Below are 23,994 nucleotides of genomic sequence, written 5' to 3' on the forward strand. Positions count from 1 at the left end.
GGTGGGCCGGACCACTGCCGGGACGACGCCACGACGGGGTTGTGGCTTCAGTGCTTGGTGTAGTGCCTTCTGAACTCGTAGGCGCCCCGGTCCCAGCCGGTGCCCTGTGGCCGTGGCGTGCCCGCGTGATCGACCCGGGTGCTCGTGGCGACGCCGCTGTCGATGGCGGGCGAGCCCGCGGTCAGCCGGAAGTCGGCGTGCCGGCTGTCCGTGCCCGGGGCGACCAGCCGCGGATCGGCGATCACATCGTGCGGACCCTGCACCATGGGAGCGGTGCCGCCGTAGTAGATGTTGTAGTCGTACACGACGTCGCTGTTCTCGAAGGTGAAGTTGGTGGGCTTGCCCGGCCGTGCCACCGAGATGTTGTTCAGAAGCCGGACGTTCGAGCTGTGCCAGGCACCGATGTTCGGGTAGTTGATCTCCCGGCCGCGGGAGTTCATGTAGGCGGTGTTGTGGACGATGTCCACGTTGGCCGAGCTGAACGAGTGGATGCCCGAACCGCCGTTGTCGAACGCCAGGTTGTTCTCGACCAGGATGCGGCCCTTGTACGGGACGCCGGTGCCCCCACGGTGCAGGGTCTGGTCGATGATGATCCCGTTGCCGTCGGAGTAGCACGAGCAGACGTACCACTTGACCTTGCTCTCGTTGTCGTGGACGACGTTGTTCCGGACGATGATCTTGTATCCGGGCCTGCTGTCCACGTCCACGGGCGTGAGCACGGAGATCCCGCTGGTGGCGAAGGCCGAGTACCAGGCGTTGGAGTGCACCCTGTTGTGCTCGATCAGGAGGTGGTCGGCATAGGCGCTGCCGATTCCGGCGCCCGGGCAGTCCCAGATGTGGTTGTTGCGGACGGTGATGTGATGCGGAGTCCGACCTGAGGGAGTGTCCTCCCTGATGTAGATGCAGTTGGTGTTGAACGCCGGTCCGGTGGGCTTCGAGCCGGTCTCTGCGTCCTCCAGTCGAAGGTTGTCGCTGTCGCCGCGGATGTCGAGGCCGGTGATCGTGATGTACGACGCTCCGATGACGACGATCCCGTTCCAGCCGGTCACCGGCGCGAGGACCGGCTCATGTCCCGGAAGGGGCCGGTAGGTGATGGGCATGCCCGGCGCGCCCGAGCGGGTGACCTGGACGACTCCCTCCGGCGAGACGTCGCCGTAGGTCCCGTTCATGATGTACACGGTGTCGCCGGGAAGGGTCTTGTCCGCTGCTGCCTGAATGGTCTTGAACGGTCTGCTCGCCGAACGCCCGTCGTTGGCGTCCGACCCCATGACACTGCTGACGTAGTAGGCGCCCTGGGCGGCCGTAGCCGAGGGGGCGGCGGTGAGGAGAGCGGCGAGGAGCAGCAGTGCCGCTGTGAGTACGCATGGCCAAGTCGAACGGGGGTGCTTCGTCATCACTGGTTCTCTCCTGTTGGGTGGAGAAGTCGAGGCCGAACGCGGTTTCCTCCTTCGGTCATGCCGGCTCGCAGGGCGTCCCTTTGAGGGCAGCACTGAGCGGGCGGTGATGGAGCGGGGTGCTGGGGGCTCGTCAGCAGTGGACGAGCTCGGTGATGCCGCGGGTGGACAGGTGAGCGGTGTCTTCCGCCCTGTCGTGGGTGACCAGCGCCGGCCGGACCCCCTGGTCCACGAGCGTGAAGAAGCGGTCGGCGGCCTGGAGACCGAGCTGCCGGGAGTCCGGCAGGACCAGGCCGACGTGGCGGTCGACGGGCCGCACCGGTGTGTGGCGTAGTTCCCTGATCAGGTCCCTGAGCCGGACGCCCGCCGGCTTGATGTCGTTGACCACGGTGAACAGTCCGACGTCGTACTCGCAGTCGGCGAAGCCGGTGAAGCGGCGGTCGACGTCGTGGCTGCTCCACCAGGTGCAGCCCCACATGCCCTTGGACGAGAGGGTGTTGCGCGTGAAGGACGCGGCCCACTGCGGGATCGAGTCCGCCGGGTGTTCCACCGGTGAGGCACCGAACTCCTGCAGCCATTTCGCGCGTCCGCGGGTCGGGGAGAATGCTTCGGCGAACTCGGCCAGGTACTCACCCAGGTGCAGGACGCCGGTGCCGTCCGGTCCGTACCGCTCGGTCACACCGGTCCGGTACGGGTAGGCGTGCAGGACACTGGCACTGCCGTAGGTGGCGGCCGCGGTGGGTGAGAACGTCCGTGCCCGGAACCAGGACCGATGGTCCACGCCGTTGACGTGGAAGCGGCCGGGTGCGATGCGTTCGCAGTGGTCCAGCAGGAGTGAGGCCCACCGGTCCCCGGATTCCGGTGGGACATCGCCGTTGAGCGCCGACAGTTCGTTGCCCAGGTCGAAGCCGAGGAAGCGCCGGTGGTCGCCGACGCATTCGGCAACGGCGTCGAAAAGGGTCAGTTCCGCGCGGACCACGTCCTCGTCGGTGATCATGTTGCGGCCGCTGAGCCATGCCGGAAGAAACATGAGGCCGCTGAGCCACCCGTCGAGCACGCTGATCGAGACGTCCAGCGAGACGTGCGGGTGATCGGCGAGGTCCATCAGTTCGCACAGTCGCTCCAGGGCCGTTGGATTGACCACCGAAGGGTCGGGCTGGAAAACGGGCCACAGCAGTTGGATGCGTATATGGTCCATTCCCAGACTGGATATGGATCGCAGATCGTCGAGGACCGATGCGGCGTCCCACTCCAGCCACGAATACCACCAGTGCTTGCTGGGGACGTAATTCACCCCGAACCGTAAGTCCGTTTCGTGGCCCACCGCCACCACCACCGCCGCCTTTCCGTTACCCGTGAGCGGAGAACTCGTCGCGTCCATTCCCGTGACCCACGCACCCCGAGGGCGGGGCCGAGAGTGAAGACGGGTGGCAGAGCGCTGACCACCGCCATGGAACCGCTGTTCGGCTGGAGGTTCCACCTGATGGCTCCTTCGACCTTCCTGGATCCTCAGATGCCCGAATCGCTCAGTCCTCGGCGGACCACTCGATGCCGGCGTAGCGGCACGCCGAATCGGCGCTGACGCGGCCTGCTTGCCGATACGGCGACAACGAAGTGAATCCCGCCGTGGGGATGAACTGGACTTCCTTATGGGAAGGCGGCTGACTCACCTTTGTCCGGAGCGGATCGAGTTCGCCGGGGAAGTCGAGGCGGGGCAGCCGCGGCCCGGTCCTTGGAGTTCGGTGCGGCCCCTAACGCCAGGTGCCTGCGACGGTATGGGGCGGCTAGGCAATCCCTTCCCGCATCGCGTACCTCCCCTTGCCCTACCGCCGACTTGGGGAGGGGCAGGGGGCATGCGTCAGATCAGACCGTTCTCGCGGGCGTACAGCGCGGCCTGGGTCCGGTCGCGCAGACCAAGCCGGCTCAGCATGCGCGATATGTGGTTCTTGACGGTGCCCTCGCTCAAGTAGAGCCGGCCAGCGATCTCCTTGTTCGTGGCGCCCGCGGAGATGAGCCGTAGCACCTCCGTCTCCCGGGGCGTCAGCACGTCCGGAGTGGGGATGCCGGCGGCCAGCGCTGCGACGACCCCCTGATCGAACTGGGCGACACCCGCGTGCGCCAGACGGACTGCCTGGGCGAGTTCCGCCGCGGGCAGGTTCTTCAGCAGATAGCCGACCGCCCCCGCCTTGAGTGCCTGACCCACATACTCGTCGTCGTTGAAGGTCGTCAGCATCATGATCCGGCACGCGGGCACCCGTCGGCGAAGCAGCGCCGCGGCGGCCACCCCGTCCATGCGCGGCATCCGGATGTCCATCAGCACCACATCGGGGCGGTGCCGCACGGACTCCTCCACGGCCTCGGCACCGTCTCGCGCGCTTCCCACCACCTCGATGCCCGGCTGGATGCCCAGCAGTGCGGCGATGCCCTCGCGGACGAGGTCCTGGTCGTCGACCACGAGGACACGTACGTCCGGCGCCCCCGGCACGGGTTCGTTCACCACGGGGCGTGCACCTTCAGGGTGGTGCCCGCGTCCGAACTCTCCAGAGCCACGGTCCCGCCGACCGACGCGACCCGCTCCCGCAGTCCGGTCAGTCCGAAGCCCTCCCGCGCACCGCCCAGTCCGCCTCCGTTGTCCGTGACGCACAGGCGCGCACCGTGGTCGTCGTAGTGGACCGTCACGCCGATATCGGTGGCGCCTGAATGCCGGCAGGCATTGGTGAGGCCCTCCTGAGCCGCCCGGTACAGCACCAGCAGCGGCCGCCGCTCGGTGCCCGACACCTCCAGGGAGATCCGGCGACCGCCACCGCTCAGGTGGTGGACGAGATCGGCCAGCGCCCTGGAGAGACCGACCGGCTGGGACTCCGCCTGCGCCCCGAGGGCGTGTACGGAGACCCGGACCTCCTCAAGGGCCCTGTTCGCGGACCAACGGGCATGCGAGACCGCTTGCGCGGAGGATGCCGGATCGAGCGCGGCGAACGCCTCGGCCTTCTCCAGTTGGATGCCGATGGCGGTCAGATGGTGTCCGAGGCTGTCGTGGATCTCGCGGGCCAGCCGATTGCGTTCGCGGGCCGCCGACAACTGCGCTATCTGCGCGAGTGTGCTTTCCAGCCGGTCACGGGCCTGCTGCTCGCGCACGGCAACCGCCGCTGTGACCAGCGCCAGTACGACCCCCAAGGCGAACATCACGAGGTCACCTATGTACTCGGCGCGTACCTCCCAGCCCGGCACCCACAGCGTGAACGCGCCCGCCAGCAGGACCACACAGCTCGCGCCGAGCGCGATCCCGACGGCCGGCCCGAACGCAAAGAATCCCAGGAACGGGATCAGCACGAACAGCACCCGCGAGAGCCCCGAAGTGTCGACAACCACCACCGCGCACAGGAGAGCGGCCCTGAGAGCGAACACGGCGCCCACAGGGCATCGCCACACTCGCCCGTCGAGGACCGCCAGCGCGCAGAGCAGCGCCGCGAAGGCGGCCGTGCGCCCGTCGAAGGCAGAACTGACCGCGGCGTAGTAGAGACCTCCTGCGAGCACCGCCCCGTACAGGAGGGCGGATATCCAGGGCACAGGACGCGGCATCGGCCCTCCTCGGCAGTTCCAGGCGCAAGCGGGGTCTCAGCAGCGTACGCGGCCGCGGCGGCGCAGCCGTACCGGGCGTGGGAAGAGGCCGCGAAGTGTGGCCGAAGGTCATGTGCCCTCCGGAGGCGCACCTCCGTGCCTTCTCGTACTTCTTCGCGGTGACCTGCGCTTTCTAGATTTCTCGGCGTCACCACTAGAGATGAGGACCCATGCACCTCCGTACTGTGGCCATCGTGTCCCTGCTGATGGCGCCGTTCCTTGCCGCTCCGGCGTCCGCCAGGACCGGCCCCCCCGACCTTCGGGTCCCCGGCGCCGAGCGGACCGTCACCGCTCACCTCACCGACCTGACCACCACGGGCACACGCCTCACCGGGCACACCGATCCCGCCGACTGGGCAGGACTGGAAGCCCCGGGTACCACGACCCCGTCCGGGGTCCCCGGGGTCCAGATCGACGGCTACTTCCCCGACACCTCAACCACCAACACCAACCACGGCTGGAATCACGACAGTCAGTTCGTCATCCGGCTGCCCGACGACTGGAACGGAGGGCTCGTCGTCGCGGGTCCGCCGGGATTGCGTGAGCAGTACGCCAACGACCGCATCATCAGTGATCAGGTCCTTGCGAAGGGCTATGCGTACGCGGCCACCGACAAGGGGAACACCGGCCCCGAGATCTACAAGGACGGTGACCGTCCCGGGGACGCCATCATGGAGTGGCACCGCAGAGTCACCCAACTCACGGTCGCTGCCCGGAGGGTGGCGGATCAGCACTACGGCCGCACGCCAAGTCGCACCTACGCTGCGGGCCTCTCCGCGGGTGGGTATCTCGTCCGCTGGCAGCTCGAACACCGACCCGACCTCTACACCGGCGGACTTGACTGGAACGCCCTCGCCTTCACCGCTGACGGCGGCCTGCTCGCCACGCTCCCCCCGGCTCTGCGCGCCTACCCACGCCTGCAGGAAGGGGACCGCTCAGCCCATGCCACGATGCTCGCCACGGGCTATCCCGAGGGCTCCGAGCGCCAGTGGGACTGGCACCACAAGAACCAGTGGGACCTCCTCCAGCGGGTGATCCGTGAGGAACTCGACCCGGGCTACGACGGGCCCGCGCAGGCGGGCACACCCTTCTGCCCTGAAGGCACCGGGGGCGGCTGCGACACCGATTACGACTTCGCCTCCCGCCCCCGCGCGGTGCACCAGGCCGTGCAACGGATCGCGCTCACAGGCAACATCCGGCGTCCGCTCATCAGCATCCAGGGCGACCTCGACGCGCTCACCCCGCCGGCCGCCTTCGGCGACGTCTACCACCGCATGGTCACCGACGCGGGTCGTGCCCGCCTGCACCGCTACGTGACTGTCCCCGGCGGCGCGCACACCGATGGCCTCGTCGCCCTCGACCCGGACCGCCTGCGCCCGATGCTCGGCAACTTCACGGCGGCGCTTAGGGACCTCGAAGCGTCGACACGTCGCTCCTGACCACGCACCCGACTCCAGCCGGAACAGCATGATCGGCCGATCAACGAGCTACTGTACCGTCCAGACGGTACAGTTGCTGGTATGGGAACCAAGGGAACCGCACGGGAGCGAATCCTCGATGCGGCAGAGGAACTGATCACCTCCGGCCAGGTGCCGCCGGCGCTGGACGCCGTGGCCGCCGCGGCAGGCGTGAGCAAGGGCGGACTTCTCTACCACTTCGACAAGCAGGCCTTGCTGAGCGCCTTGGTGACGCGAGCGGTGCGACGCTTCGATGAGCGGCTGACGGCGGCAGCGGCCGACGGACTCATGGCCGCCGCCTGGCTGAGGCTGTCGGTGCCGAGCCCCAGTGAGCGCACGCTGTACCGGGCCATGGTGTCGATGCTGCGGTTGACCACCACGGGGGAGCTTGATCTGCCGGGCGAAGTCGCCGACGCCGAGCAACGCTGGCAGGACATGCTGACCGCCGAGCTGGGTGACCCGGTCCAGGCCCGAACGGTACGGCTCGTGGGCGACGGACTGTTCATGGCCGCCCTGACCGGTCGACCTGCGACGGCCGACGAAGTGGAGGAGCTCCTGCGCCACCTCGGCGTCCGGGGCGCGCCGGCCGATGGGGAACGGCCGTGACCGCCGCGCTGCTCGCGGGTGTCGCCGGCCTGGCTCTGCTCGACGCGCTGAATCCCGCGACGATCGCGGGGGTGGCGTTGCTGCTGCTCGCCCCAGGGGCACATCCCGTCCGGAAAGCCGCCGGGTTCACGGTCGGCGCCTATCTGACGGTCCTGGGACTCGGGGCACTGGTGTATGTGGGCGCCGACGCCGCTGCCGACGCCGTCGGCGACGGCCTTGTCTGGTTGCGACGGACGGCGTTCACGGTGGCCGCCGTGGCGCTCGCCGTGGCGGGGCTGCGCCGGTTGCGGCCACGGATCCGCCCGGCGGTGACCGTGCCGAGCTGGGTCAACCCGCTGACCGCAGCCGTACTCGGGCTCCTCATGACCGGGGCGGACCTGCCCAATGCCTTCCCGTACTTCATCGCCATCGAGCGCATCGTCAACGCCGATGTGGGCACCACGAGCGCATTGCTGATCATCGCCGGCTATGCGCTGGTCTACTGTCTGCCGTGCCTGCTGCTCCTCATCGCCGGCGCCACCCATGGTGACCGGGTACGCCGCCGTCTCGGCAGCCTCTACGAACGCCTGGGCACCGAGAAGAAGCAGCCCCGCAATGTGCTGGTCGCCGTAGCCTTCGCCGTCGCCTCGAGCGTCATGGCGATCGCCGTCACGGCGTGATGCGCAGGGGCACGCAGGCACGCACAGCCGCGTGCGCCGACGCGGCGACGGGGAGCCCCGGTGATCTGGGGACCGGGCACCGGGACTCGTAGGGCGTGGACGTCAGGCCGTCGTTGCTGGCGGAACCCGCGTGGGCCAAGTCGACAAAGCGTCTTCATCGAAGCCCAGACGGGCCAGGAACGTCCACGCCCGCGAGGACGGCGGCATTCGCGAGTGGTGTAGCCCGCTGCCCGGGCTGGGGGATGCCCGGGCAGCGGGGGCCGGAGTGGGACCCGAGGACGTCAGGAGCGCTTGCGGCGGATCAGGAACATGATCGCTGCGCCGAGTACCAGCGCTGCGGCGCCGATACCGAGGGGTACTCCGACGCCGGCTCCGGTCTCGGCCAGCGGCTTGCTGTCACCGTTGGTCCGGGCGTCGTTTCCGGTGCCGGCGTCAGTCCCGTCCTTGACGTTCGCGGTCCCTTCGGCGGTCCTCTCGGAGGGAGCCTGAGACTTGTCGTTCTTGGCCCCTGCCGTGGCGTCGGGTCCGGCCTTGCCGAGCGTGGAAGCGGCACCGCTCGCGGTCGAAGCGTACGCTCCGCGGTCGGGTGCGCCGGTGGCCCGGCGGGCGCCGGTGATGTCCGTGGGGACCTGGTGCAGGGGCTTGCCCGAACCGATGGCGGGGGAGCCCTTGCGCAGTCGGAAGTCGGCTCCGGCGCCATTGCCGGGCTTGACGAACCGCGGGTTGGCCACGATGTCGTGCGCGCCCTTCACCTCTGGGGCTTTGCCGCCGTAGTAGACGTTGTAGTCGTAGGTGACGTTGATGTTGTTGTGCTTGGAGTTGGTGGCCTGGCCGGGGCGGCCGTAGGCGACGTTGTTGAGGATCTTCACGTCCGTGCTGTTGTGCGCGTAGATGTTGGCGTAGCTCTCCATGCGGGTGCTGCGGCCGTTCTGATAGGCCGTGTTGTGCAGGATGTCGACGTGCTGGCTCTTGAAGGAGTGGATGCCGGAGCCGCCGTTGTTGTAGGACACGTTGTTGGCGACCAGGACCCGGCCCTGGTAGTCGGGGCCGCGCTCTCCGGCCTTGGCCTTGCCCTTGAGCGTGTCGATGATGATGCCGTTACCGTCCGAGTAGCAGTTGCACTGCTCCCACTTCACCTTGGTCTCGTTGTCGTGGACGGTGTTGTTGGTGACTCGGATCTTGTACTTCTTGCCGTCGCCCCGATCGACGTCCTGTGCGGCCAGGATCGAGATGCCGCTGGTGGCGAAGACCGTGTACCACGAGGTCGAGTACACGTGGTTGCGGTCGATCGTCATGTAGTCCGCGCCGCGCGATCCGATTCCCAGGCCGGGGCAGTGATGCACGGTGTTGCCGATGATGTCGATGTGATGGGGCCTGGCGCCCGAGGACTTGTTCGGCTCGGCCCAGATGCAGTTGCCGTTGTACTTCCCCTTCCTGGTGCTGGCGCCGCGCTCGGCTTCGGCGAGGGAGATATTGGCGTTGTTGCCCTTGACCTCCAGTCCGCGTACGACGATGTGGGACGCCCCGTTGATGCGGATGCCGTTCCACGCCGTGACGGGATTGATGACGGGGTGGTGCCCGGGGTGGGCCCGGAAGGTGATGGGGGCCCCGGCCCGGCCGGAACGGGAGATCACCACGACGTCCGCGCCTCCGTTTCGTTCGCGGTAGGTGCCGTTCATGATGGAGACGGTGTCCCCGGGCGCGGTGCTGTCGGCGGCCTTTTGGAGCGTGCGGAACGGCTTGGCCTGTGAGGTCCCCGAGTTGCGGTCGGAGCCGCTGGGGCTGACGTAATAAGTATGGGAAGCGGCCTGTGCCGTCTGCGAACCTCCCAGACCCAGGGGTATCGCCGAACCGATGAGCACCGCTGACACTACGTATGCGCTGGTGTGTTTCATTGCTGCCTTTTCTCCAAGGACGCTTGCGCGGACGGCTGCCTGCCCCTTCGCCCCGTCTTGCCCCGGCCGGAGCGACGGGGCCGCTATCCGTCTCACACAAGACTTCACAAGCGATTGAAACGGGGAGACACCAGGCCGCGCAGTCCCACCTGAGGTGTGCCCCGCTGAACACTTCGGCCCGGCACGGCACAAGAGGTCGTCACGGTTGAGTGGATGCCAACGTAAGTCCGATTCAGGGCTCCGGGCGCTCCGTGAAGCCTCTGCTCAGGAACCCCTAAGGTTGCGCTAAGGCTGCGCGCTCTAGGTGCTCGTGATGTCTTGCATCCGTGGCAGAAGTCTGCCAACGTCACTCCCGCAACTCGCCCCCCACGGGGCGAACTTGCGGGCGACACCAGGCGGCAGTCCTCGACACGTCATCGCTGCCGCTTCGCACGATCCGCAGGCCAGCCCGGCCCGATCGATCGTGAGCCGCCGCGTTGTCCGGTTTGCTCGGAGCGCACCGGGGTCGCGGCAGTCGCTCGGTCGTAGGCAAGCTGCGCGCATTCGCTACGATGCGGCCTCGTTGATTCCGGGCGGTCACGTGTCGCTCCGTTCGTAGGACGACTTGTGCAGCCGTCGCCCTCCAGTCGGAGCGGATCCGCCCCCGCGCGTCGTGGGTCGCCGGCGGAGCAAGGCTGAGGTTGCGGTTCTCAGAAGCCGCCTGTGGCTTTGTGCGAACCCGCGAGAGCAAGCGAATCGGCAATCGGCCGGGTATCGCTGACACTGCCGGTGCGCTGTTGCGTTTCACTACCGGCCTCGGGGATCGGCCGCATCAGGGCGCTCTGAACGGGGCACGGCGTCCACGTGTGCCGCCATCTCGCGGACGAACCGGTTTGCGATCCCGTGGGCGGTCCGGCCGGAGAAGAGCCGGGTCAGGGCGGTGGTGCGCGCTGCCGGAGTCCCGAGCTGACGATTGTGGGTGCTGCTCGCGCCGGACTCCCTGGTGGCGAGGAAGGTGGTGCCGATCTGCACGGCGTCGGCGCGGAGGGCCAGGGCGGCCCGGATTCGCGGCCGTCCGCGATGCCCCAGGCGTCGATGACGGGAGCGGTCACGGCATCGGCGATCTGCGGTACCAGCCAGAAGGCGTCGACCAGCGACTCCCGTACGGGTGCGAGGAACGCCCCGCGGTGTCCGCCCGCGTCACTGCCCGAGGCCACGATCGCGTCGAGGCCTGCGTCCTCCAGGGCCACGGCCTCGTCCACTGTCGTCGCCGTGCCGATCCCGGGCGATGCCTCGCCGGCGCGCCTCTCCGGCGACACGGTGGGGAGGGATGCCCATGACGAAACTGATGACGGGCGGCGCGGGTGGCGAGGAGCGCGTCGATCTGGTCTTCGAAGCCGGGCAGGGCTTCGACGGCCTCGTAGTCGGAGGCGGCGGCACCGAGGTCGTAGTAGTAGGAACGGAGTCGCTCGGTATGGGCCGAGAAGACGGTGCGGTCCGGCACGAGCGATAGCCCTCCAGCGGTACCCATAGGTTCACGGCGAACGGTCGGTTGGTGGCGGCCTTCAACTCGTTGACGAGACGCGTGATGGCGTCCGGGGTCACGATGTGCGCCCCGTGGGAGCCGAGGCCGCCACGCTCACTGACAGCGGCGGCGAGGGCGACGGAGGAGAGTCCGCCACCGAAGGGGCCCTGGACGATGGGGTGATCGATGCCCAGCAACTCGCCCAGACGACCGGGGGCGCTCATGCGGTCACCGCCAGGGCGGTGGCCTCGCGGCCAGGGCGAAGCTGAGGAGCGGGGCGGGCGACGTGGGAGCCCAGGTGGTAGTCGGTGCGCAGGACAGAGCCGGTGAGGGCTTGGCCGGGGTGCAGGTGGCACGGGGGCGGGGGCACGACATCGAGGATGGCCGCGTCGGCTGCGTCGCTCCGTCCGGGGCAGCGGTCGCTGTGGCGCGCGGCGACGACGGTAGGTGGCACGAATATGCATACCCCTTCGCTTTGCGTGCTGCGACAAGCCGGATCACTCCTCGCTATAGGCGGCCGGTCGACTAATGACGTCGGTAAGCCGCCGCGTGCCCTTGCGGGGGCGGTGTCGGCGCGCGTGTGGCCGAATGACCGCATCGCCGATTGACCATCTGACATTTCATGCTTAGAGTGTCAGTATGTCTGACGCTGACCGGCTCCATACCATCCTGCAAGCCGCCTACACCTGCTTCACCAGGCATGGGGTGCGGCGCACGACCATGGATGACCTCGCCCGCCAGGCAGGCATGTCACGACCTGCCGTGTACCAGTACGTCCGCAACAAGGAGGACGCTTTCAAGCGGCTCGTCCAGCATCTGCTCGACGACGCGCTTGCCGCCTCACGCGCGGCGATCACGAACGAGACGGAGTTGGCGGCACAGCTCGTCGGTGTTCTCGAGGCCAAGTTGAACCTGGTCGCCACGGTATGGCGCGACAGTCCCGCCCATGCGGCCGAACTGCTCGCCGTCGACGCCCGATTGTCCGCGGACCTCCTCGCCAGCTATGACGAGGCGATGATCGACCTCCTTGCCGGTGCACTCGCGCAGACGTGCCCGCGCACCGACGCAGACGAGATCGCCCATCTCCTTCTCGCACTCACCCGTGGTCTCGAGGCGGACCTCACCGACCCGAGCACACCCCGCCGCCGCCTGCATCTGGGCGTCACCCTGATCGTTTCCGGCCTCGCGGCCGCCGACACAACCAAGGACCACCGATGACCACCACCGCCGTTCTGATCACCGGCACCTCCTCCGGGATCGGGCGCTCCGCAGCCGAACTCCTCAGCCGCCGCGCGGACCTCGCCGTCTACGCCACAGCCCGCAATCCGGAGGCCCTCGCGGACCTCGCGGCCGCCGGCGCCCACACCCTCGCGCTTGATGTCACGGACGAAGACTCGATGAGGGCAGCCGTGAACACCGTCGAGGAGCGCCACGGGCACGTCGGCGTTCTGGTCAACAACGCCGGATACGGCGAGTACGGGACCATCGAGGAAACCGGCCTGGACGGCGTCCGCCGCCAGTTCGAGACCAATGTCTTCGGTCTCGCCCGCATGACCCAGCTGGTCCTGCCCGGGATGCGCGCCGCCGGAACTGGCCGCATCGTCAACATCGGCTCCATGGGCGGACGACTCGTGTTCCCCGTCGGCGGCTACTACCACGCCAGCAAGTACGCGGTCGAGGCCATCACCGACGCGCTGCGCTTCGAGACGGCCCCCTTCGGCGTCAAGGTCAGCCTGATCGAACCCGGCCTGATCCGCACCGGGTTCGGCGAGGTCGCCGCCAAGACCCAGGCGTCCTCGGCTGTTCCGCACGGACCATATGGTGCCCTCGCGGCAGCCAACGAGGAACAAATGCGCACCTCCTACGATTCGACATTGCTGTCGGCCCCGCCGCAGGTCGTCGCCAAGGCCATCGCGCACGCCGTCACCGCGCGCCGCCCGCGCACCCGTTACGTAGTGACCCCTGCGGCCAAGGCCCTCGTCCACTCCCGCCGCATCCTCGGCGCCCGGGCCTTCGACGCCTACCTCAAGCTCCAGTACCGCAACGCCGCGTGACCGTCACCCACCCCTGGCCCTGGCCGCCGGCGCACCAGCCTGACCGCAGCGCGCTCGCCGTGCACAACGATGTGACCACCGACCTGTCTCCGCACGACCTGTGGCCCGTCCTCCTCGCCGCCGCCAACTGGCCGACGTGGTACGCCAACGCCCGTCACGTCGTCCTTCCGCCAGGGCAACGCCACCTCGCCCTTGGCACCACCTTCACCTGGACCACGTTCCACCTGCGCATCGAGAGCACCGTGCGTGAATGTGTCCCGGAGTCCCGCCTGGCCTGGGACGGCCGAGCACTCGGCGCCGCCGGCTACCACCGCTGGGCACTGCACCCCACTGCGGGCGGCGGCACCCATCTCGTCACGGAAGAGGTGCAACACGGCCCGGCCGCACGCCTGGCGGCACCCGCAATGCGTCGCGCCCTACAGCGCCGGCACCAGATCTGGCTGGAAGGCCTGGTACGCCACACACGAAGGAACCTCGCATGAGTTCGACCGCATTGATCTACGGCGCCACCGGCTACATGGGGCGCCTGACCGCCCGTCGCGCAGCCGAAGCAGGCATGCGCCCCCTGCTCGCCGGCCGCGACGCCACTGCCGTGGCCGAAGTCGGCCGTGAACTCGACCTGCCCGTCCGCGCCTTCTCCCTGGACGATCCGGCTGCCGTGCGGAATGCCCTGGACGGGGTCTCCGTCGTCCTGAACAGCGCCGGCCCCTTCGACCGGACGGCTGCGCCGTTGATCGACGCATGCCTGCTCACGGGCACCCACTACCTCGACCTGGCCGGCGAAGTGCCGGAGTTCCGCCTCGCCGCCGACCTCGACCGCCAGGCCAGGGACAGTCACGTCATGCTCATGCCCGGTGTGGGATTCGGTGTCGTTCCCACCGACAGCCTTGCCGTGCATCTGCACGGCCGCGTGCCGGACGCCCACCGGCTCGAGATCGCGTTCCGGACCGTCGGCGGCGTCTCCCGCGGAACCGCCGCGACGCTGTTGCGCGACCTTCCGCGCACCGGTGTCCGTCTTCGCGACGGCGTCTACGAACGGCAGTGGGCAGCAGCCACCACCAAGAAGGTCGACTTCGGCGACGGGCCCACCACCGTCGCCACAAATCCCTGGCGCGCGGACCTTCTGACCGCGGCCCATTCCACCGGCATCTCCACCATCGACACCTACACCGCCCTTCCCGCCCTTGTACGCGTCCTCATGTCCGTCGCTGCGAGAACCCCCGGCGTCTTCACCTCCGCTCCCTGGCGGGCCGTTACCAGCGCTTTGGTCCGGCGCCTGCCCTCGGGTCCCAGTGAGACGGACCTGGCGAAAGGCAGCAGCCAGGTGTGGGCCCAGGTCACCGCCCCCGACGGAAGGCAGGCCACAGCCGTACTCCACGGTCCTGAGGCCTACGAATTCACCGCCCGTACCGCGATCGCCGTCCTGCAACAGGTCCTCGACAGCCGCTGCACGCCCGGCTTCAGGACGCCGGCGTCCGAGTACGGCCCGGACCTCGTCCTCAGCATCCCCGGCGTCAGCCGCCACGACATCGCAGAGACGCACGGCCCGCATTGAGGGGGCTGACGGACGGGTGAATCGCCTCTCGGCGTTCGGGCCTAGTCGTCACCGTACGGTCAGGGACGGTGTGAGCGGCCCGGGTTCGGCGCCCCTTCCTCGCTCATGTGTCCGGCATGAAACAGCGGGCCTCCGGCCGCCGGCTCGGCGTGGCCAACCTGCCGTAGGACCGCAGGCTTTGGCTTCCCCCAATCGTTGAAGGGACGCGCCGCGGAGGATCTCGGTGTCGCAGTGGATCTCGCCCACGCCGAAGTGTTACGTGTGCCGATCGCCGACGTACGAGACCTTCAGGTCGGTGAGTGTTAAGGCACACGGTGACGGCTCTGGCAAATTCCCCGCCGTCGATGGCAGGGGCGGCGGACCCTCACGGCTTCGATCTGCAGGTGCCCCCGCGAGTTCGCGGCCTGGCTCGCCCGGTGTGGGCGCCGGCTGTCCCGCTCCGCCTGCTCGGTGATCACAGAGGGCGGTCCACCAGCACGTCCTGAAGATCTCGACATCAGCTTCTTGCAGGACCACGAAGACGATAACTGGGGTACGGCCCGCGCCCGGGCCGGCCGGGGTTCTTGGGGCAAGCGGTGGGAAAGCCAGCTGCCACCTGCCCGGCAAAGCCGACCAGGAGCACGTCCGGGCGGTGGAGAAGGCCGTCCTACGATCGACGACATCAAGCGAATGACGCGCTCATCCTGCGCTGAGCCGTCGGCCGGATAGTCTGTCATGTCCGCAGCAAGAGAAGGGTGACGGTGATATGACCTCCAATAGTTCGGTCCGTACGCGCCTCGCGCTGGGCGCAGTCCTGGTGTCGACGCTGCTCGGCGCCCCGGCGGCCGCGGCCGCCCCCGGGGCCGCGAGCACGGACACGGGCACAGTTCCCAGTGCACCCTCCGGCGAACGCAGTTGCCCTGTTGTGTACTTCGACCTGGGGGAGACCCTGGTGCACACCGCCGACGACGGCGGCACCACCTACCTGAGCGGTGCCGCCTCGTATCTGCGGACACTGCGGGAACACCGCATCAGAGTCGGCCTGATCACCAACGTGCCGCCCTCCTGGGGTACGACCGACGCCGAGCGTGCCGCCCGGCTGAAGGCGGAGGTCGACGCGGCGTGGCGGGGCCCGGTGCCGTTCGCCTGGGAGGATTTCGGCGACCGGATCCGCACGCCGCGCACCGAAGCCGAACGCAAGCCCTCTCCGGTCCTGTGGCAGCGCGCGAAGGCCGACTCGGGTCAGTGCCGGGTCGTCTACCAGGCCGAGACGGACCAGGAGGTCACCGTCGCCGCCTCGCTGGGCTTCGTCGCGTACCAGGTCGGCCGGCCCCACCGGCCCGCGTTCCTGCCGGCCGGGCTGGTCGAACTCCTCGGCCGACGGTGACGCTGAGCGCAGCCCGACGTGACCCGCGTCCTGCGCCCCTCTTTCGCCCGCGGTGCGTACGGCGTCGGACCGGAACCCGGCGCCGGGGCCACCGGACCGGCCGCGACCCACGACGCCCGTCCGGCTCAGCCGGGAAGCCGGCCGACGGCCCCCGCGCCGCCGCCGTCCTCCGTGTCCGCGACATCGGCACCCCCGGCCCCGGCGCCGTCGGCCCCCGGAGCCGGCACCGCCTGCACCTTGCGCCGGTCCCGCGCGACCACCCCGCTGCGCAGGAGCAGTTGGAAGACCCCGAGCAGCACCGCCGTCGCCAGCGCGCTGTGCCACAGCAGCGCGTCCAGGCGTCCGGCCGACAGGTACGCGCCCGCGGCGATCGCGGCCAGTGCGCACACCGCGCGGTCCACGATGCTCTCCACCGACAGCAGCGTGGCCCGCGGGGCGTGCGCGGGCACCGCGTCGTTGACCAGTTTGCGCTGGACGGGGAACGCGAAACCGGTGGCGGCGGCGAACAGGCAGAGCAGCCCGACCACAGCCCACGGCCCACCCAGCGTCATCGCCGCCAGGGTGCCCGCGAGCGCGAGACTGAGGACGGACACCCAGGCGACCGGCGGCAACCGGCGGCTCAGCCACTGGGGACGGGCCGAGGCCACCGCTTCCGCCACCGTCATCGCGGCCAGCACCCCACCGTGCGAGGACTCGGCGATGCCGTGGTCCAACAGGATCGGCTGGAAGAGGTTGACCTGGCAGATCCGGGACAGCGTGAACACCGCCACGCCCTGCACCATCACCAGGGCCAGCCACCGCGAGGAGGCGAGACAGCGCAGCGCGGTACCGGCGTCCCGCAGGAAGGCCCCGCCCCGCCGTCCCCTGTCGGCACCGCCGCCCCCCTTCGCGAGCCGGGGCAACAGCACGGCGCAGACAAGGGAGCCCGCCGCGCTCGCCGCGCTGAGCACGTACGGCGCCGGGTGGGCGAGGGCCATCAGCGGCCCGACCAGCGGCCAGCACACGACTTTCGCCGCCAGCCCCAGAGCCCGCGCGGTGCCCTCCGCCCGCAGATAATGCTCATCGCACTGCTCCGCACGCAGCCCGTCGTACAGATAGGCGCTCGCCGCCCCCGATGTCAGCGACCGGCCGGCGGCGATGGCCAGGAAGTGCAGGAGGAAGCCGGTGTAGGAGGCGCTGACGACCGGGATCAGGTTCGCCGCCGTCATGACCACCGCTCCGGCCCGCAGGCAGTTGCGTGTGCCGATCCGGTCGGCGATCAGCCCGGTCGGGATCTCGAGCAGGCAGAACGCCACGTAGTAGATGCTCTGGATGCCGAAGATCTGACCGTCCGAGAGGCCGGCCGCCTTCTGGTAGGCGTAGAACACCGGCATCCACCACAGCAGGTTGAACAGCAGCTGGAAGCCGTAGTTGAGCCGGATGATCCGGCGGGCGGTGTCCGTCGGGCCCGCGTCCGCCCCCGTGCCGAAGTGCGGCCGGCCAGGACGCGTCCTCACAGCGCGTAGGGGCGGATCTGGACCAGCCGGAAGTCGCCCTGCTCGGTCATCAGCCACTCGATGTCGAGCGGCTTGTCCACGTCTGCGCCGCTGAAGTGGGACTGCAGGAGCCGTCCGGTCAGGGACAGGTCGGCGAGCCGGGCGCGGGTGGCTGCCGACAGCCGCTCGCCCCACGAGCCCAGGGCGACGGTACGGCCGCCGCCCTCCACCGTGTTGTACAGGTACTGCTGGGGCAGGACCGAGCCTTCGACCACCTGCTCGGGGGAGCCGGGGGAGCAGTTGAGGTAGACGTTGCGGAAGTCCTCCCGGCGGGTCGGATTGCAGGTCACCAGGACACCCCCCAGGACGGCCGGCGCGTACTCCTGGATGATCACGCCCATGTAGGTGTCGTCAAGGGAGATGCCGACCTGGTGGCGCAGCCGCACGCTGCGCGGCGAGACCAGGGAGGCCCACACCTGACGTAGGGCGTCGAGGAGTTGGCCGGTGCCTTGGACGGTGGTGACGGAGTCGTAGACACCCGCTGCGGAGAATCCCGGAAGGTCCTCGGCGTTGGAGGAGGAGCGCACCACCAGACGTCCGCGCGAAGCCGCCGTGGCGGGGAAGGCATGGTCGATCTGCCGGGTGACCTCCTCGGGAACAGGCGTGTGCCGGATCAGGTGCTGCAGGTGCAGGCAGAGCGAGTCCAGGACGTCGGTGGCGTCGAGTTCGAGCGCCAGCTTGAGTTTGCCGATGGCCTGCTGGAGGACGGGAGAGGAGGCGAGGAAACGCTGCTGGAGCGCGAAGGGAACGGCGACCCCCTCCGGGGCGCTGACCGCGCCGGCCACGAAGTCGGCTGCCCTGGCGCGTAGTTGTTCGGCGGAGGGCGTACTCACCCCGAGACGGGCCGCGAGGTGCCCGTAGAGGTCCTCGCGCGGCGGCCGGGGGCGTCCGTAGAAGGACGTCAGGTCCGCCGTACGGCTGTCGAGCACATGGTGCAGCTCGCCGAGGTTGGCCGCCTTGGTGCCGTAGCGGTCGCGGTCGGCGCTACGCAGCCGGTGCAGGGACAGCACCGGGGCGTCCTCGAGCAACGGCGGTTCGAGGCGGATGCGCTGCTGATGCCAGGCCGGGGCCCGCAGGTCGGGTTCGTGACCCAGTGGCTGCAGGGATATCTCGTCCTCGCCGACCCGGTAGCGCACCCACGCGCCGTCAAGGCCGTCCTTCTCGACGAGCTGTTCCAGGTCACGCACGATCGCATTGGGGATGCCCCAGCCGGAGGCAAGGACGTTGGTGTGCGAAAGCGGCGTGATCGGAGCGGTGTTGACGAAACCGGCGACCCGCGGCACGTCGTCGGGCAGGCACGACATCGCCACGATGTCCGACCAGCCCAGCCCCGCCTCCGCCGCCGCGTACTCCTGGTGCGTTCGGAAGAACCGCAGTCGCCCGGTGGCCTCTCCCGGGTTCAGCGGCGTCCGCTCCCGGGACCCGAACAGCTCATGGCTCAGGATGCGCGGCACACGCTGTTCGCTGATCGCCGACAGCTCCTCCTCCTGCCCGTGGTTGGCGGGCTTGAGCAGCAGAGGCAGCCGGCTGTCGACCCGCGCACGGACGAACTCATAGAAGAATTGCAGCAGTTCGCCGCGCATGGTGTCGGCCTCGGTCGTCTCCAGGACGAGGAACAGCCGTTCGCGGCCCTCCGGGTCCCGCTCGCTGTGCAGGGACAGCACACCGAGCAGGAAGCGCCGCCCGGGGTCGGTGTAGACGGAGGCGTTGAACGCGTCCAGATCCTCGTCCAGGGTGGCGAGGTCCATCCCCAGCACCCGGGTGGCGACGTAGTTGACGTGGAAGGGGTGCGCGCCGGTGTCGAGCACGTGCCAGGTGTCCTGCCCGCGGTCGACGACGACCTTGAGATAAGGATGACCGGCCAGAACCCCCGACAGTGTCCGGAAGAGCGGCAGGGAGAGGTTCTCGCCGACGACCGTGCGGTCCGTGGCCGGCTCGGCGGCACCGGTGACCAGTGGGGCGCTCATGCCCGGACCTCCTCGCACCGCGCGGCGGGCAGCACCCGGGGCAGGGCGTTCACCAGGGTCTCGAAGTCCCGGAGCACCGCCCGCGGGTCGGCGGCGAACAACAGACACAGGGCGGCCATGGTGTTGGCGCCCGCGGCCGGGTCGTAGACCGGTACGACGCTGCCGTCGGCCAGTGAACTCTCCGCCACCACCGACAGTTCGCTGCCTGGGCTCAGCGGCACCTTCGAGGCGACCACGGGAAAGTCCCACACCCGGCGGTCCTGCCAGGCCTCGCCCCGCTCGTCGACCGCGAGGACGACCAGGGAACCCGCCGCACCGCGCGCCTGCGCGGGCGTCAGAGCCTGCTCGGGCCACGCGACCGGCCGCCCCAGGAGCTGATCGACGAGCATGCCGACCAGGTCCAGTCCGAAGACCTCCTCGATCTGCGGCACCGTCATCGCACCTCCGAACCGGGCGGCCGTCTCGATGAGCCACATGCTGCCGTCCGGGCCGAGCTTGATCTCGGTGTGTGTCCCGCAGTCGCGCAGGCCCAGCGCGTCGACGGCGCGACGGGCCAGGGCCACAACGCGGTCCTGAGCGTCGGCGGAGAGCAGGGCGGGGGTGATGCCGGCGCGCTCGGTGAACGGCTCTACGGTGGGCATCCGGCCACTGAGGCAGACGGGGTGGAAGACTCCGCCCGCCACGACACCCTCGACACTGAGGTAGTCGCCCCAGCCGGGCTCCTCGAACCAGTCCACGGCCGTACCGCTGACGATTTCCTCCACCACGAAGTCGGCATTGGCTTCGGCGACATGAAGCTCCGCGTATCCCAGCCGGGCCGACTCCGCCATGACCTCACGAGATCGGGCCCAGGCGGCGGACGCCTCACCGGGGGAGTGAATGATCTGGTGCGCGGTGGACCCCGCGCTCCAGGCCGCCTTGAGCAGCAGCGGGCAGGACAGGGAGTCCACCGCCGCCTTCAGGTCCGCCTCCGTGGCGACCGCGCGGAACGCGGGCTGCGGCAGGCCGTACTGCTCCCAGGTGCTGCGCATCAGCCGCTTGTCGCGCGCGAGTTCGGCGGCACGGCCCGCCCCCGGCAGTCCGAGTTCCTCGCAGGCCGCGGCGACGGCGACGACCGCATACTCGGAGAACGTGAGCACCGCGTCCGCGCCCACCTCCCCGGCCCGCGCGACGATCAAGGACACCAGGTCGGAGCACTCCGTGTCGCCGGGCGTCACCACCGAGGCGCACAGTCCGGCGGCGGCACCCGCCACGGCAGGCGGAAGAGCGCTGAGCGCCAGCAGGTGCACGTCCGCCTTCGCAGTCGTCCGCGACAGGACATGACCGAGCGGCGGACCACCCTTGGCATGCACCAACAGCACCGTGCTCACAGAAACCGTCTCCATTCACTCACTCGGTATGGACCCTTGACCGCACCGCTGGTGCGGTGACGGGCCTGGGGGACATTTGCGGTCAACGCCGGAAGCGTGTTCACCCGCACACTCAAGGGGACCAGGCGGCACCCGCCTCCAACCCCGAACAAGACGCCCGCGGTTCAGGCAAATGCCTGAGTCGCACACCGTGCCGGGCCACCCGCACGATCTGCGCGTACGTGCGAGTCCTGCGAAGCCGGTGAAGCCGCCCCCGGCCTCCGCACCCTGCCGCGAACCGCCCTCGCACCCACCCGTGGAGCAGCCCCTCGGCCCACCGTCCACTTTCGGCACTTCGGCCGGGAACCGAGGTTGTGCCGGGCGGGGCGGGATATCCAACGTCAGGTGACTGCGCGTCAGCCAGTCGTATACGGACGGAGACCGCTGTGGACGATCCCAGCCCCAGGACACTGCTCGCGCACCTCCCCGTGGTCCGGAGGGAAGCAGACGAGGCGCAACAGCCAGGGGAACGGAGATACGACGCCTTCAGTGGCCCGGACACCGCACAGCGCCCCCCGGCCCGGACGCGCCCAGAACCCCCAACTCCCAGGCGCCAGCCCGACGGCGGCCGACAACAGACTCAGGTGGACAGCCGTACTCCCGACGTCATCCAGCACCATGCCGAGCACCGCGCCCGCACTCACGCGGCAGAACCCGGCACCCCCGCCGCGGTTCCCCGCGGCTACACCGCCTTCGCGGACCTCGTGGACCTCGCTCCGGCTGCCGCCTTCATCAGGGACCGCCACGGACGCTACCTGTGGGCCAATTACGCCTACGCGCACCTCTACGGCACCGTCCCCCGGCAACTGGTCGGCAAATACATCGAAGACTTCGACACTCCTGCCGAGGCCGACCGCTTCCGCGCCCTCGACCAGCAGATCCTCACCCGGGGCATGCCGGTACGCCACACCCTGCGCTACCGGCGCCCGGACGGCAGCACGGGCCGGGCGTTCGGCCACCGCTTCCCTGTGCGGGAACACGCCCGCACCTGCATCGCAGGGATCTACGTGGACATCACCGACCACCTGCGCGCCACTGCCCAGCGCCAGGAGGCCGAGGAGAGCCTCAGCGCCCTGCGCGACCACAGCGGACTGCCCTGCGCCCTGCTGTCGGCAAACGGACGCGTGATCGAGGCAAGCGCGGCAGCCGCGGAACTCCTGCAGCTCAGCCTGCCCGACCTGCTCGGCCGCCGCGCCCAGACCCTGCTCGCCCCGGGGCCCGCCCCCGATTTGGACGTACTGCACCGCCGGTGGAACAGCCTGATAGCCCGTCGTACCCGGCGCCTGGAGACAACCACCCTGCTTATCGACTCCCGAGGACTGCAACGCCGTGCGGAGGTCCACCTGACGACAATCGGCCATTCCGCCGGCCGGGCCCGCCACGTCTGGGCCGTGGTCACCCGTCAGAGCCTCGCCCACGAGGCTCACCCCCCGCTCACCGCCGCGCAGATCCGCATCCTGTCCCTCCTGGCCCAGGGCAGCAGCAACAGCGACATCGCCACTTCGCTGCGACTGTCCCGGCAGACGCTCGACTACCACCTCAGCCGCCTGCGGCAACTCCTGGGTGCCGCCACCCGCCCCGCCCTCGTGGCCCGCGCCTACGTCCTGGGCATCCTCGCCCCCCAGGCATGGCCCCCACGCTCCGCCACGGCACCCCACCCACTCAGCCCCGCCTGACCTTCACCGCCTGCCGGACCGGCAGGCGCCGTGCGGGGGCGCTCGCGACGCACACCGGATTCCAATAGGTGTACCTGCCTCTGAAGGCGGATTCCGGCTCGGGCACACCCGCCGGCGTCGCTCCGCGCGCCCCTCGGCGACTGCGGCGATATCGCCCCGCCAGGGGAGGACGACCGGCGGCACGTGTTCCGCACGGGCCGCCAGCGCTGGGCCGTGGTCGTGGAGACCCGGGCCGAGACAGTCACGGAGGTCGGGTTCGGTCGCGGCAACGACAGAGGTCATGATCACGCGTCTGACTGGCCGTCAAAATGCTGACACCTTGCAGCCGTTGCCAATTGGTTGAAGTTTCATGCAGCCTGCTGGAGGCAAGCTTCATCGATCAGGAGGGACTCGTGTCTTCCTCACACAAGCCGTGCGGGCGCATCCGCCAGGCCCGGGACGGCGTACTCGCCATCAGTTGCTCCGCTCGCTTCGTGGGCGGTCGAAGCCTTTCTGTGAACGAAAAGCCCCATGCGGTGCGTCGCCGTGGGGCCGCGCATACGGTGAAAGCGTGACCGAAAACCCGATTCCGTCCGGGCGGCAGGGGGTACGCCAGATCGCCGAGGCGTTGCGCGCCGAGATCGAGGAAGGCCGGTGGGCGCCGGGTCGCATCCTTACGCAGGAAACGCTCGCGTACCGGCACCGAGCGCCGGCGCATGTCGTTGCCGCGGCGGTCGGACTGCTCCGGCAGGAGGGCGTCGTTGAAAGCCGTCGTAAGGTCGGTACTCGACCGAAGGTCGAGGGCCGGAGCTGGGACGCGCCCGACGGGGTGCCGCAGACCCGACACATTGAGCGCATCATGCGCGCTCGACTGGCGAAGGGCGTTTATGCGTTGCAGGAGCGAGTGCCGCGCGTCACGACGCTCGCAGCGGAGTTCGGAGTCTCCGCCTCGGTCGTATCCAGCGCCCTGCAACCGCTCAAGCGCGACGGTCTGCTCACCTACGTCCCCTTCCGCGGCCTTGTCATGACCACTCGACGGCCAAGTAGCTAGGACATGTCCAACAACGCCGGTCGACTGGCGGGTTGCGTCGCCCATGCTCCGCCTGGCCACTGACCCGGCGGCCTTCCTCTCGAACGACATCGGGTGAAGGACCCCCGGACGAACGGCTACCTCTGGCGATGCGAAGGCGACAGCCCGGCTAGTGATCACCGAGCTGTCGACCCCAAAGGTTGCGTGCGTGACGCTGGCTAATTCAGGACTGCGCGACGACGAGGCCGCGATGCGTTCACGGCAGGTGTAGTGGCGTCCGGCCGTTGGCG

At 69.4% G+C, this 23,994-nt stretch carries 20 protein-coding genes and 2 pseudogenes; 11 read left to right on the plus strand and 11 right to left on the minus strand.

From position 1 onward, the window contains the following. Positions 1–47: 47 nt before the first annotated feature. The 4 genes from ACFYQQ_RS21405 to ACFYQQ_RS21420 form a co-directional block, all read right to left on the minus strand. Positions 48–1,394 (minus strand): right-handed parallel beta-helix repeat-containing protein, encoded by a 1,347-nt coding sequence (locus ACFYQQ_RS21405; RefSeq protein ID WP_388904975.1) that lies wholly within the window; start codon positions 1,392–1,394, stop codon positions 48–50. A 133-nt stretch (positions 1,395–1,527) separates the two neighbouring features. Then, complete coding sequence (locus tag ACFYQQ_RS21410; protein WP_355785977.1) at positions 1,528–2,592, minus strand: hypothetical protein; 1,065 nt, start codon at positions 2,590–2,592, stop codon at positions 1,528–1,530. 660 nt (positions 2,593–3,252) lie between these two features. After that, entirely contained in the window at positions 3,253–3,894 is a 642-nt protein-coding gene (locus ACFYQQ_RS21415) for a response regulator transcription factor (protein ID WP_355785980.1), read from the minus strand. Beyond that, entirely contained in the window at positions 3,888–4,973 is a 1,086-nt protein-coding gene (locus ACFYQQ_RS21420) for a histidine kinase (protein WP_355785983.1), read from the minus strand. The genes ACFYQQ_RS21415 and ACFYQQ_RS21420 overlap by 7 nt, the downstream gene beginning before the upstream one ends. Before the next feature lie 209 nt (positions 4,974–5,182). On the opposite strand from ACFYQQ_RS21420, the gene ACFYQQ_RS21425 reads away from it, so the two are divergent. The 3 genes from ACFYQQ_RS21425 to ACFYQQ_RS21435 all read left to right on the plus strand — a co-directional run bounded on the left by ACFYQQ_RS21425 (position 5,183) and on the right by ACFYQQ_RS21435 (position 7,734). Beyond that, the gene (locus tag ACFYQQ_RS21425; RefSeq protein WP_355785986.1) at positions 5,183–6,451 is read left to right on the plus strand and encodes a tannase/feruloyl esterase family alpha/beta hydrolase; all 1,269 of its coding nucleotides are present in this window, start codon (positions 5,183–5,185) and stop codon (positions 6,449–6,451) included. A gap of 81 nt (positions 6,452–6,532) precedes the next feature. Then, positions 6,533–7,075 carry a TetR family transcriptional regulator gene (locus tag ACFYQQ_RS21430; RefSeq protein ID WP_355785989.1) on the plus strand — a complete coding sequence of 181 codons (543 nt, stop codon included), beginning with the start codon at positions 6,533–6,535 and terminating at the stop codon, positions 7,073–7,075. Beyond that, entirely contained in the window at positions 7,072–7,734 is a 663-nt protein-coding gene (locus tag ACFYQQ_RS21435; RefSeq protein WP_355785992.1) for a GAP family protein, read from the plus strand. Before ACFYQQ_RS21430 ends, ACFYQQ_RS21435 begins: the two co-directional genes overlap by 4 nt. A gap of 281 nt (positions 7,735–8,015) precedes the next feature. On the opposite strand, the gene ACFYQQ_RS21440 is transcribed toward ACFYQQ_RS21435, so the two are convergent. Both ACFYQQ_RS21440 and ACFYQQ_RS21445 read right to left on the minus strand, forming a co-directional pair. Further along, complete coding sequence (locus ACFYQQ_RS21440; protein WP_388904976.1) at positions 8,016–9,629, minus strand: choice-of-anchor Q domain-containing protein; 1,614 nt, start codon at positions 9,627–9,629, stop codon at positions 8,016–8,018. Positions 9,630–10,415: 786 nt separating this feature from the next. Further along, positions 10,416–10,927: pseudogene (locus ACFYQQ_RS21445) on the minus strand (NAD(P)H-dependent flavin oxidoreductase). Positions 10,928–10,944: 17 nt separating this feature from the next. On the opposite strand from ACFYQQ_RS21445, the gene ACFYQQ_RS21450 reads away from it, so the two are divergent. Beyond that, complete coding sequence (locus ACFYQQ_RS21450) at positions 10,945–11,121, plus strand: hypothetical protein (RefSeq protein ID WP_388904990.1); 177 nt, start codon at positions 10,945–10,947, stop codon at positions 11,119–11,121. Positions 11,122–11,174: 53 nt separating this feature from the next. Here the strand turns inward: ACFYQQ_RS21450 and ACFYQQ_RS21455 are convergent. Further along, positions 11,175–11,357, minus strand: a pseudogene (locus ACFYQQ_RS21455) (nitronate monooxygenase); the annotation flags it as partial. Then, positions 11,354–11,587: a hypothetical protein gene (locus ACFYQQ_RS21460; RefSeq protein ID WP_355795488.1), complete on the minus strand. Its 234-nt coding sequence runs from the start codon at positions 11,585–11,587 to the stop codon at positions 11,354–11,356. The gene ACFYQQ_RS21460 and the pseudogene ACFYQQ_RS21455, both read right to left, overlap by 4 nt. Positions 11,588–11,772: 185 nt before the next feature. Here ACFYQQ_RS21460 and ACFYQQ_RS21465 point away from each other — a divergent pair, with 185 nt between their 5' ends. From ACFYQQ_RS21465 to ACFYQQ_RS21485, 5 genes are all read left to right on the plus strand, one after another. Beyond that, complete coding sequence (locus tag ACFYQQ_RS21465) at positions 11,773–12,351, plus strand: helix-turn-helix domain-containing protein (protein ID WP_356242483.1); 579 nt, start codon at positions 11,773–11,775, stop codon at positions 12,349–12,351. Next, the gene (locus ACFYQQ_RS21470; protein ID WP_355794546.1) at positions 12,348–13,187 is read left to right on the plus strand and encodes an oxidoreductase; all 840 of its coding nucleotides are present in this window, start codon (positions 12,348–12,350) and stop codon (positions 13,185–13,187) included. The genes ACFYQQ_RS21465 and ACFYQQ_RS21470 overlap by 4 nt, the downstream gene beginning before the upstream one ends. Then, positions 13,184–13,669 carry an SRPBCC domain-containing protein gene (locus ACFYQQ_RS21475; RefSeq protein WP_355794544.1) on the plus strand — a complete coding sequence of 162 codons (486 nt, stop codon included), beginning with the start codon at positions 13,184–13,186 and terminating at the stop codon, positions 13,667–13,669. Before ACFYQQ_RS21470 ends, ACFYQQ_RS21475 begins: the two co-directional genes overlap by 4 nt. Beyond that, positions 13,666–14,742 carry a saccharopine dehydrogenase NADP-binding domain-containing protein gene (locus tag ACFYQQ_RS21480; RefSeq protein WP_356242477.1) on the plus strand — a complete coding sequence of 359 codons (1,077 nt, stop codon included), beginning with the start codon at positions 13,666–13,668 and terminating at the stop codon, positions 14,740–14,742. The genes ACFYQQ_RS21475 and ACFYQQ_RS21480 overlap by 4 nt, the downstream gene beginning before the upstream one ends. 745 nt (positions 14,743–15,487) lie before the next feature. After that, positions 15,488–16,108, plus strand: a complete 621-nt coding sequence (locus ACFYQQ_RS21485) for a hypothetical protein (protein WP_356242474.1) — start codon at positions 15,488–15,490, stop codon at positions 16,106–16,108. A gap of 125 nt (positions 16,109–16,233) precedes the next feature. On the opposite strand, the gene ACFYQQ_RS21490 is transcribed toward ACFYQQ_RS21485, so the two are convergent. Genes ACFYQQ_RS21490 through ACFYQQ_RS21500 form a run of 3 tightly spaced genes read right to left on the minus strand, consistent with a single transcriptional unit; the run spans position 16,234 to position 20,980 of the window. Next, complete coding sequence (locus tag ACFYQQ_RS21490) at positions 16,234–17,604, minus strand: MFS transporter (protein ID WP_388904977.1); 1,371 nt, start codon at positions 17,602–17,604, stop codon at positions 16,234–16,236. After that, positions 17,601–19,610 (minus strand): PEP/pyruvate-binding domain-containing protein, encoded by a 2,010-nt coding sequence (locus ACFYQQ_RS21495; RefSeq protein WP_355789547.1) that lies wholly within the window; start codon positions 19,608–19,610, stop codon positions 17,601–17,603. Before ACFYQQ_RS21495 ends, ACFYQQ_RS21490 begins: the two co-directional genes overlap by 4 nt. After that, positions 19,607–20,980 (minus strand): ATP-grasp domain-containing protein, encoded by a 1,374-nt coding sequence (locus tag ACFYQQ_RS21500; protein ID WP_355789550.1) that lies wholly within the window; start codon positions 20,978–20,980, stop codon positions 19,607–19,609. Before ACFYQQ_RS21500 ends, ACFYQQ_RS21495 begins: the two co-directional genes overlap by 4 nt. Positions 20,981–21,603: 623 nt before the next feature. Here ACFYQQ_RS21500 and ACFYQQ_RS21505 point away from each other — a divergent pair. Continuing rightward, positions 21,604–22,695 carry a PAS domain S-box protein gene (locus tag ACFYQQ_RS21505; protein ID WP_356242471.1) on the plus strand — a complete coding sequence of 364 codons (1,092 nt, stop codon included), beginning with the start codon at positions 21,604–21,606 and terminating at the stop codon, positions 22,693–22,695. A gap of 550 nt (positions 22,696–23,245) precedes the next feature. Next, entirely contained in the window at positions 23,246–23,725 is a 480-nt protein-coding gene (locus tag ACFYQQ_RS21510; RefSeq protein ID WP_356242468.1) for a GntR family transcriptional regulator, read from the plus strand. Positions 23,726–23,994: the final 269 nt, after the last annotated feature.

Origin of the sequence: Streptomyces sp. NPDC005496 (genome assembly GCF_042872045.1) — a bacterium.
In the GTDB taxonomy this organism is placed as follows: domain Bacteria; phylum Actinomycetota; class Actinomycetes; order Streptomycetales; family Streptomycetaceae; genus Streptomyces.

Bases quoted from the DNA above. Each gene is read 5' to 3' on its own strand.
- ACFYQQ_RS21405 (WP_388904975.1), bottom strand. From the start codon at position 1,394: ATGACGAAGCACCCCCGTTCGACTTGGCCATGCGTACTCACAGCGGCA.
- ACFYQQ_RS21410 (WP_355785977.1), bottom strand. From the start codon at position 2,592: ATGGACCATATACGCATCCAACTGCTGTGGCCCGTTTTCCAGCCCGAC.
- ACFYQQ_RS21420 (WP_355785983.1), bottom strand. From the start codon at position 4,973: ATGCCGCGTCCTGTGCCCTGGATATCCGCCCTCCTGTACGGGGCGGTG.
- ACFYQQ_RS21425 (WP_355785986.1), top strand. From the start codon at position 5,183: ATGCACCTCCGTACTGTGGCCATCGTGTCCCTGCTGATGGCGCCGTTC.
- ACFYQQ_RS21430 (WP_355785989.1), top strand. From the start codon at position 6,533: ATGGGAACCAAGGGAACCGCACGGGAGCGAATCCTCGATGCGGCAGAG.
- ACFYQQ_RS21440 (WP_388904976.1), bottom strand. From the start codon at position 9,629: ATGAAACACACCAGCGCATACGTAGTGTCAGCGGTGCTCATCGGTTCG.
- ACFYQQ_RS21450 (WP_388904990.1), top strand. From the start codon at position 10,945: ATGACGAAACTGATGACGGGCGGCGCGGGTGGCGAGGAGCGCGTCGAT.
- ACFYQQ_RS21465 (WP_356242483.1), top strand. From the start codon at position 11,773: ATGTCTGACGCTGACCGGCTCCATACCATCCTGCAAGCCGCCTACACC.
- ACFYQQ_RS21470 (WP_355794546.1), top strand. From the start codon at position 12,348: ATGACCACCACCGCCGTTCTGATCACCGGCACCTCCTCCGGGATCGGG.
- ACFYQQ_RS21480 (WP_356242477.1), top strand. From the start codon at position 13,666: ATGAGTTCGACCGCATTGATCTACGGCGCCACCGGCTACATGGGGCGC.
- ACFYQQ_RS21485 (WP_356242474.1), top strand. From the start codon at position 15,488: ATGACCTCCAATAGTTCGGTCCGTACGCGCCTCGCGCTGGGCGCAGTC.
- ACFYQQ_RS21495 (WP_355789547.1), bottom strand. From the start codon at position 19,610: ATGAGCGCCCCACTGGTCACCGGTGCCGCCGAGCCGGCCACGGACCGC.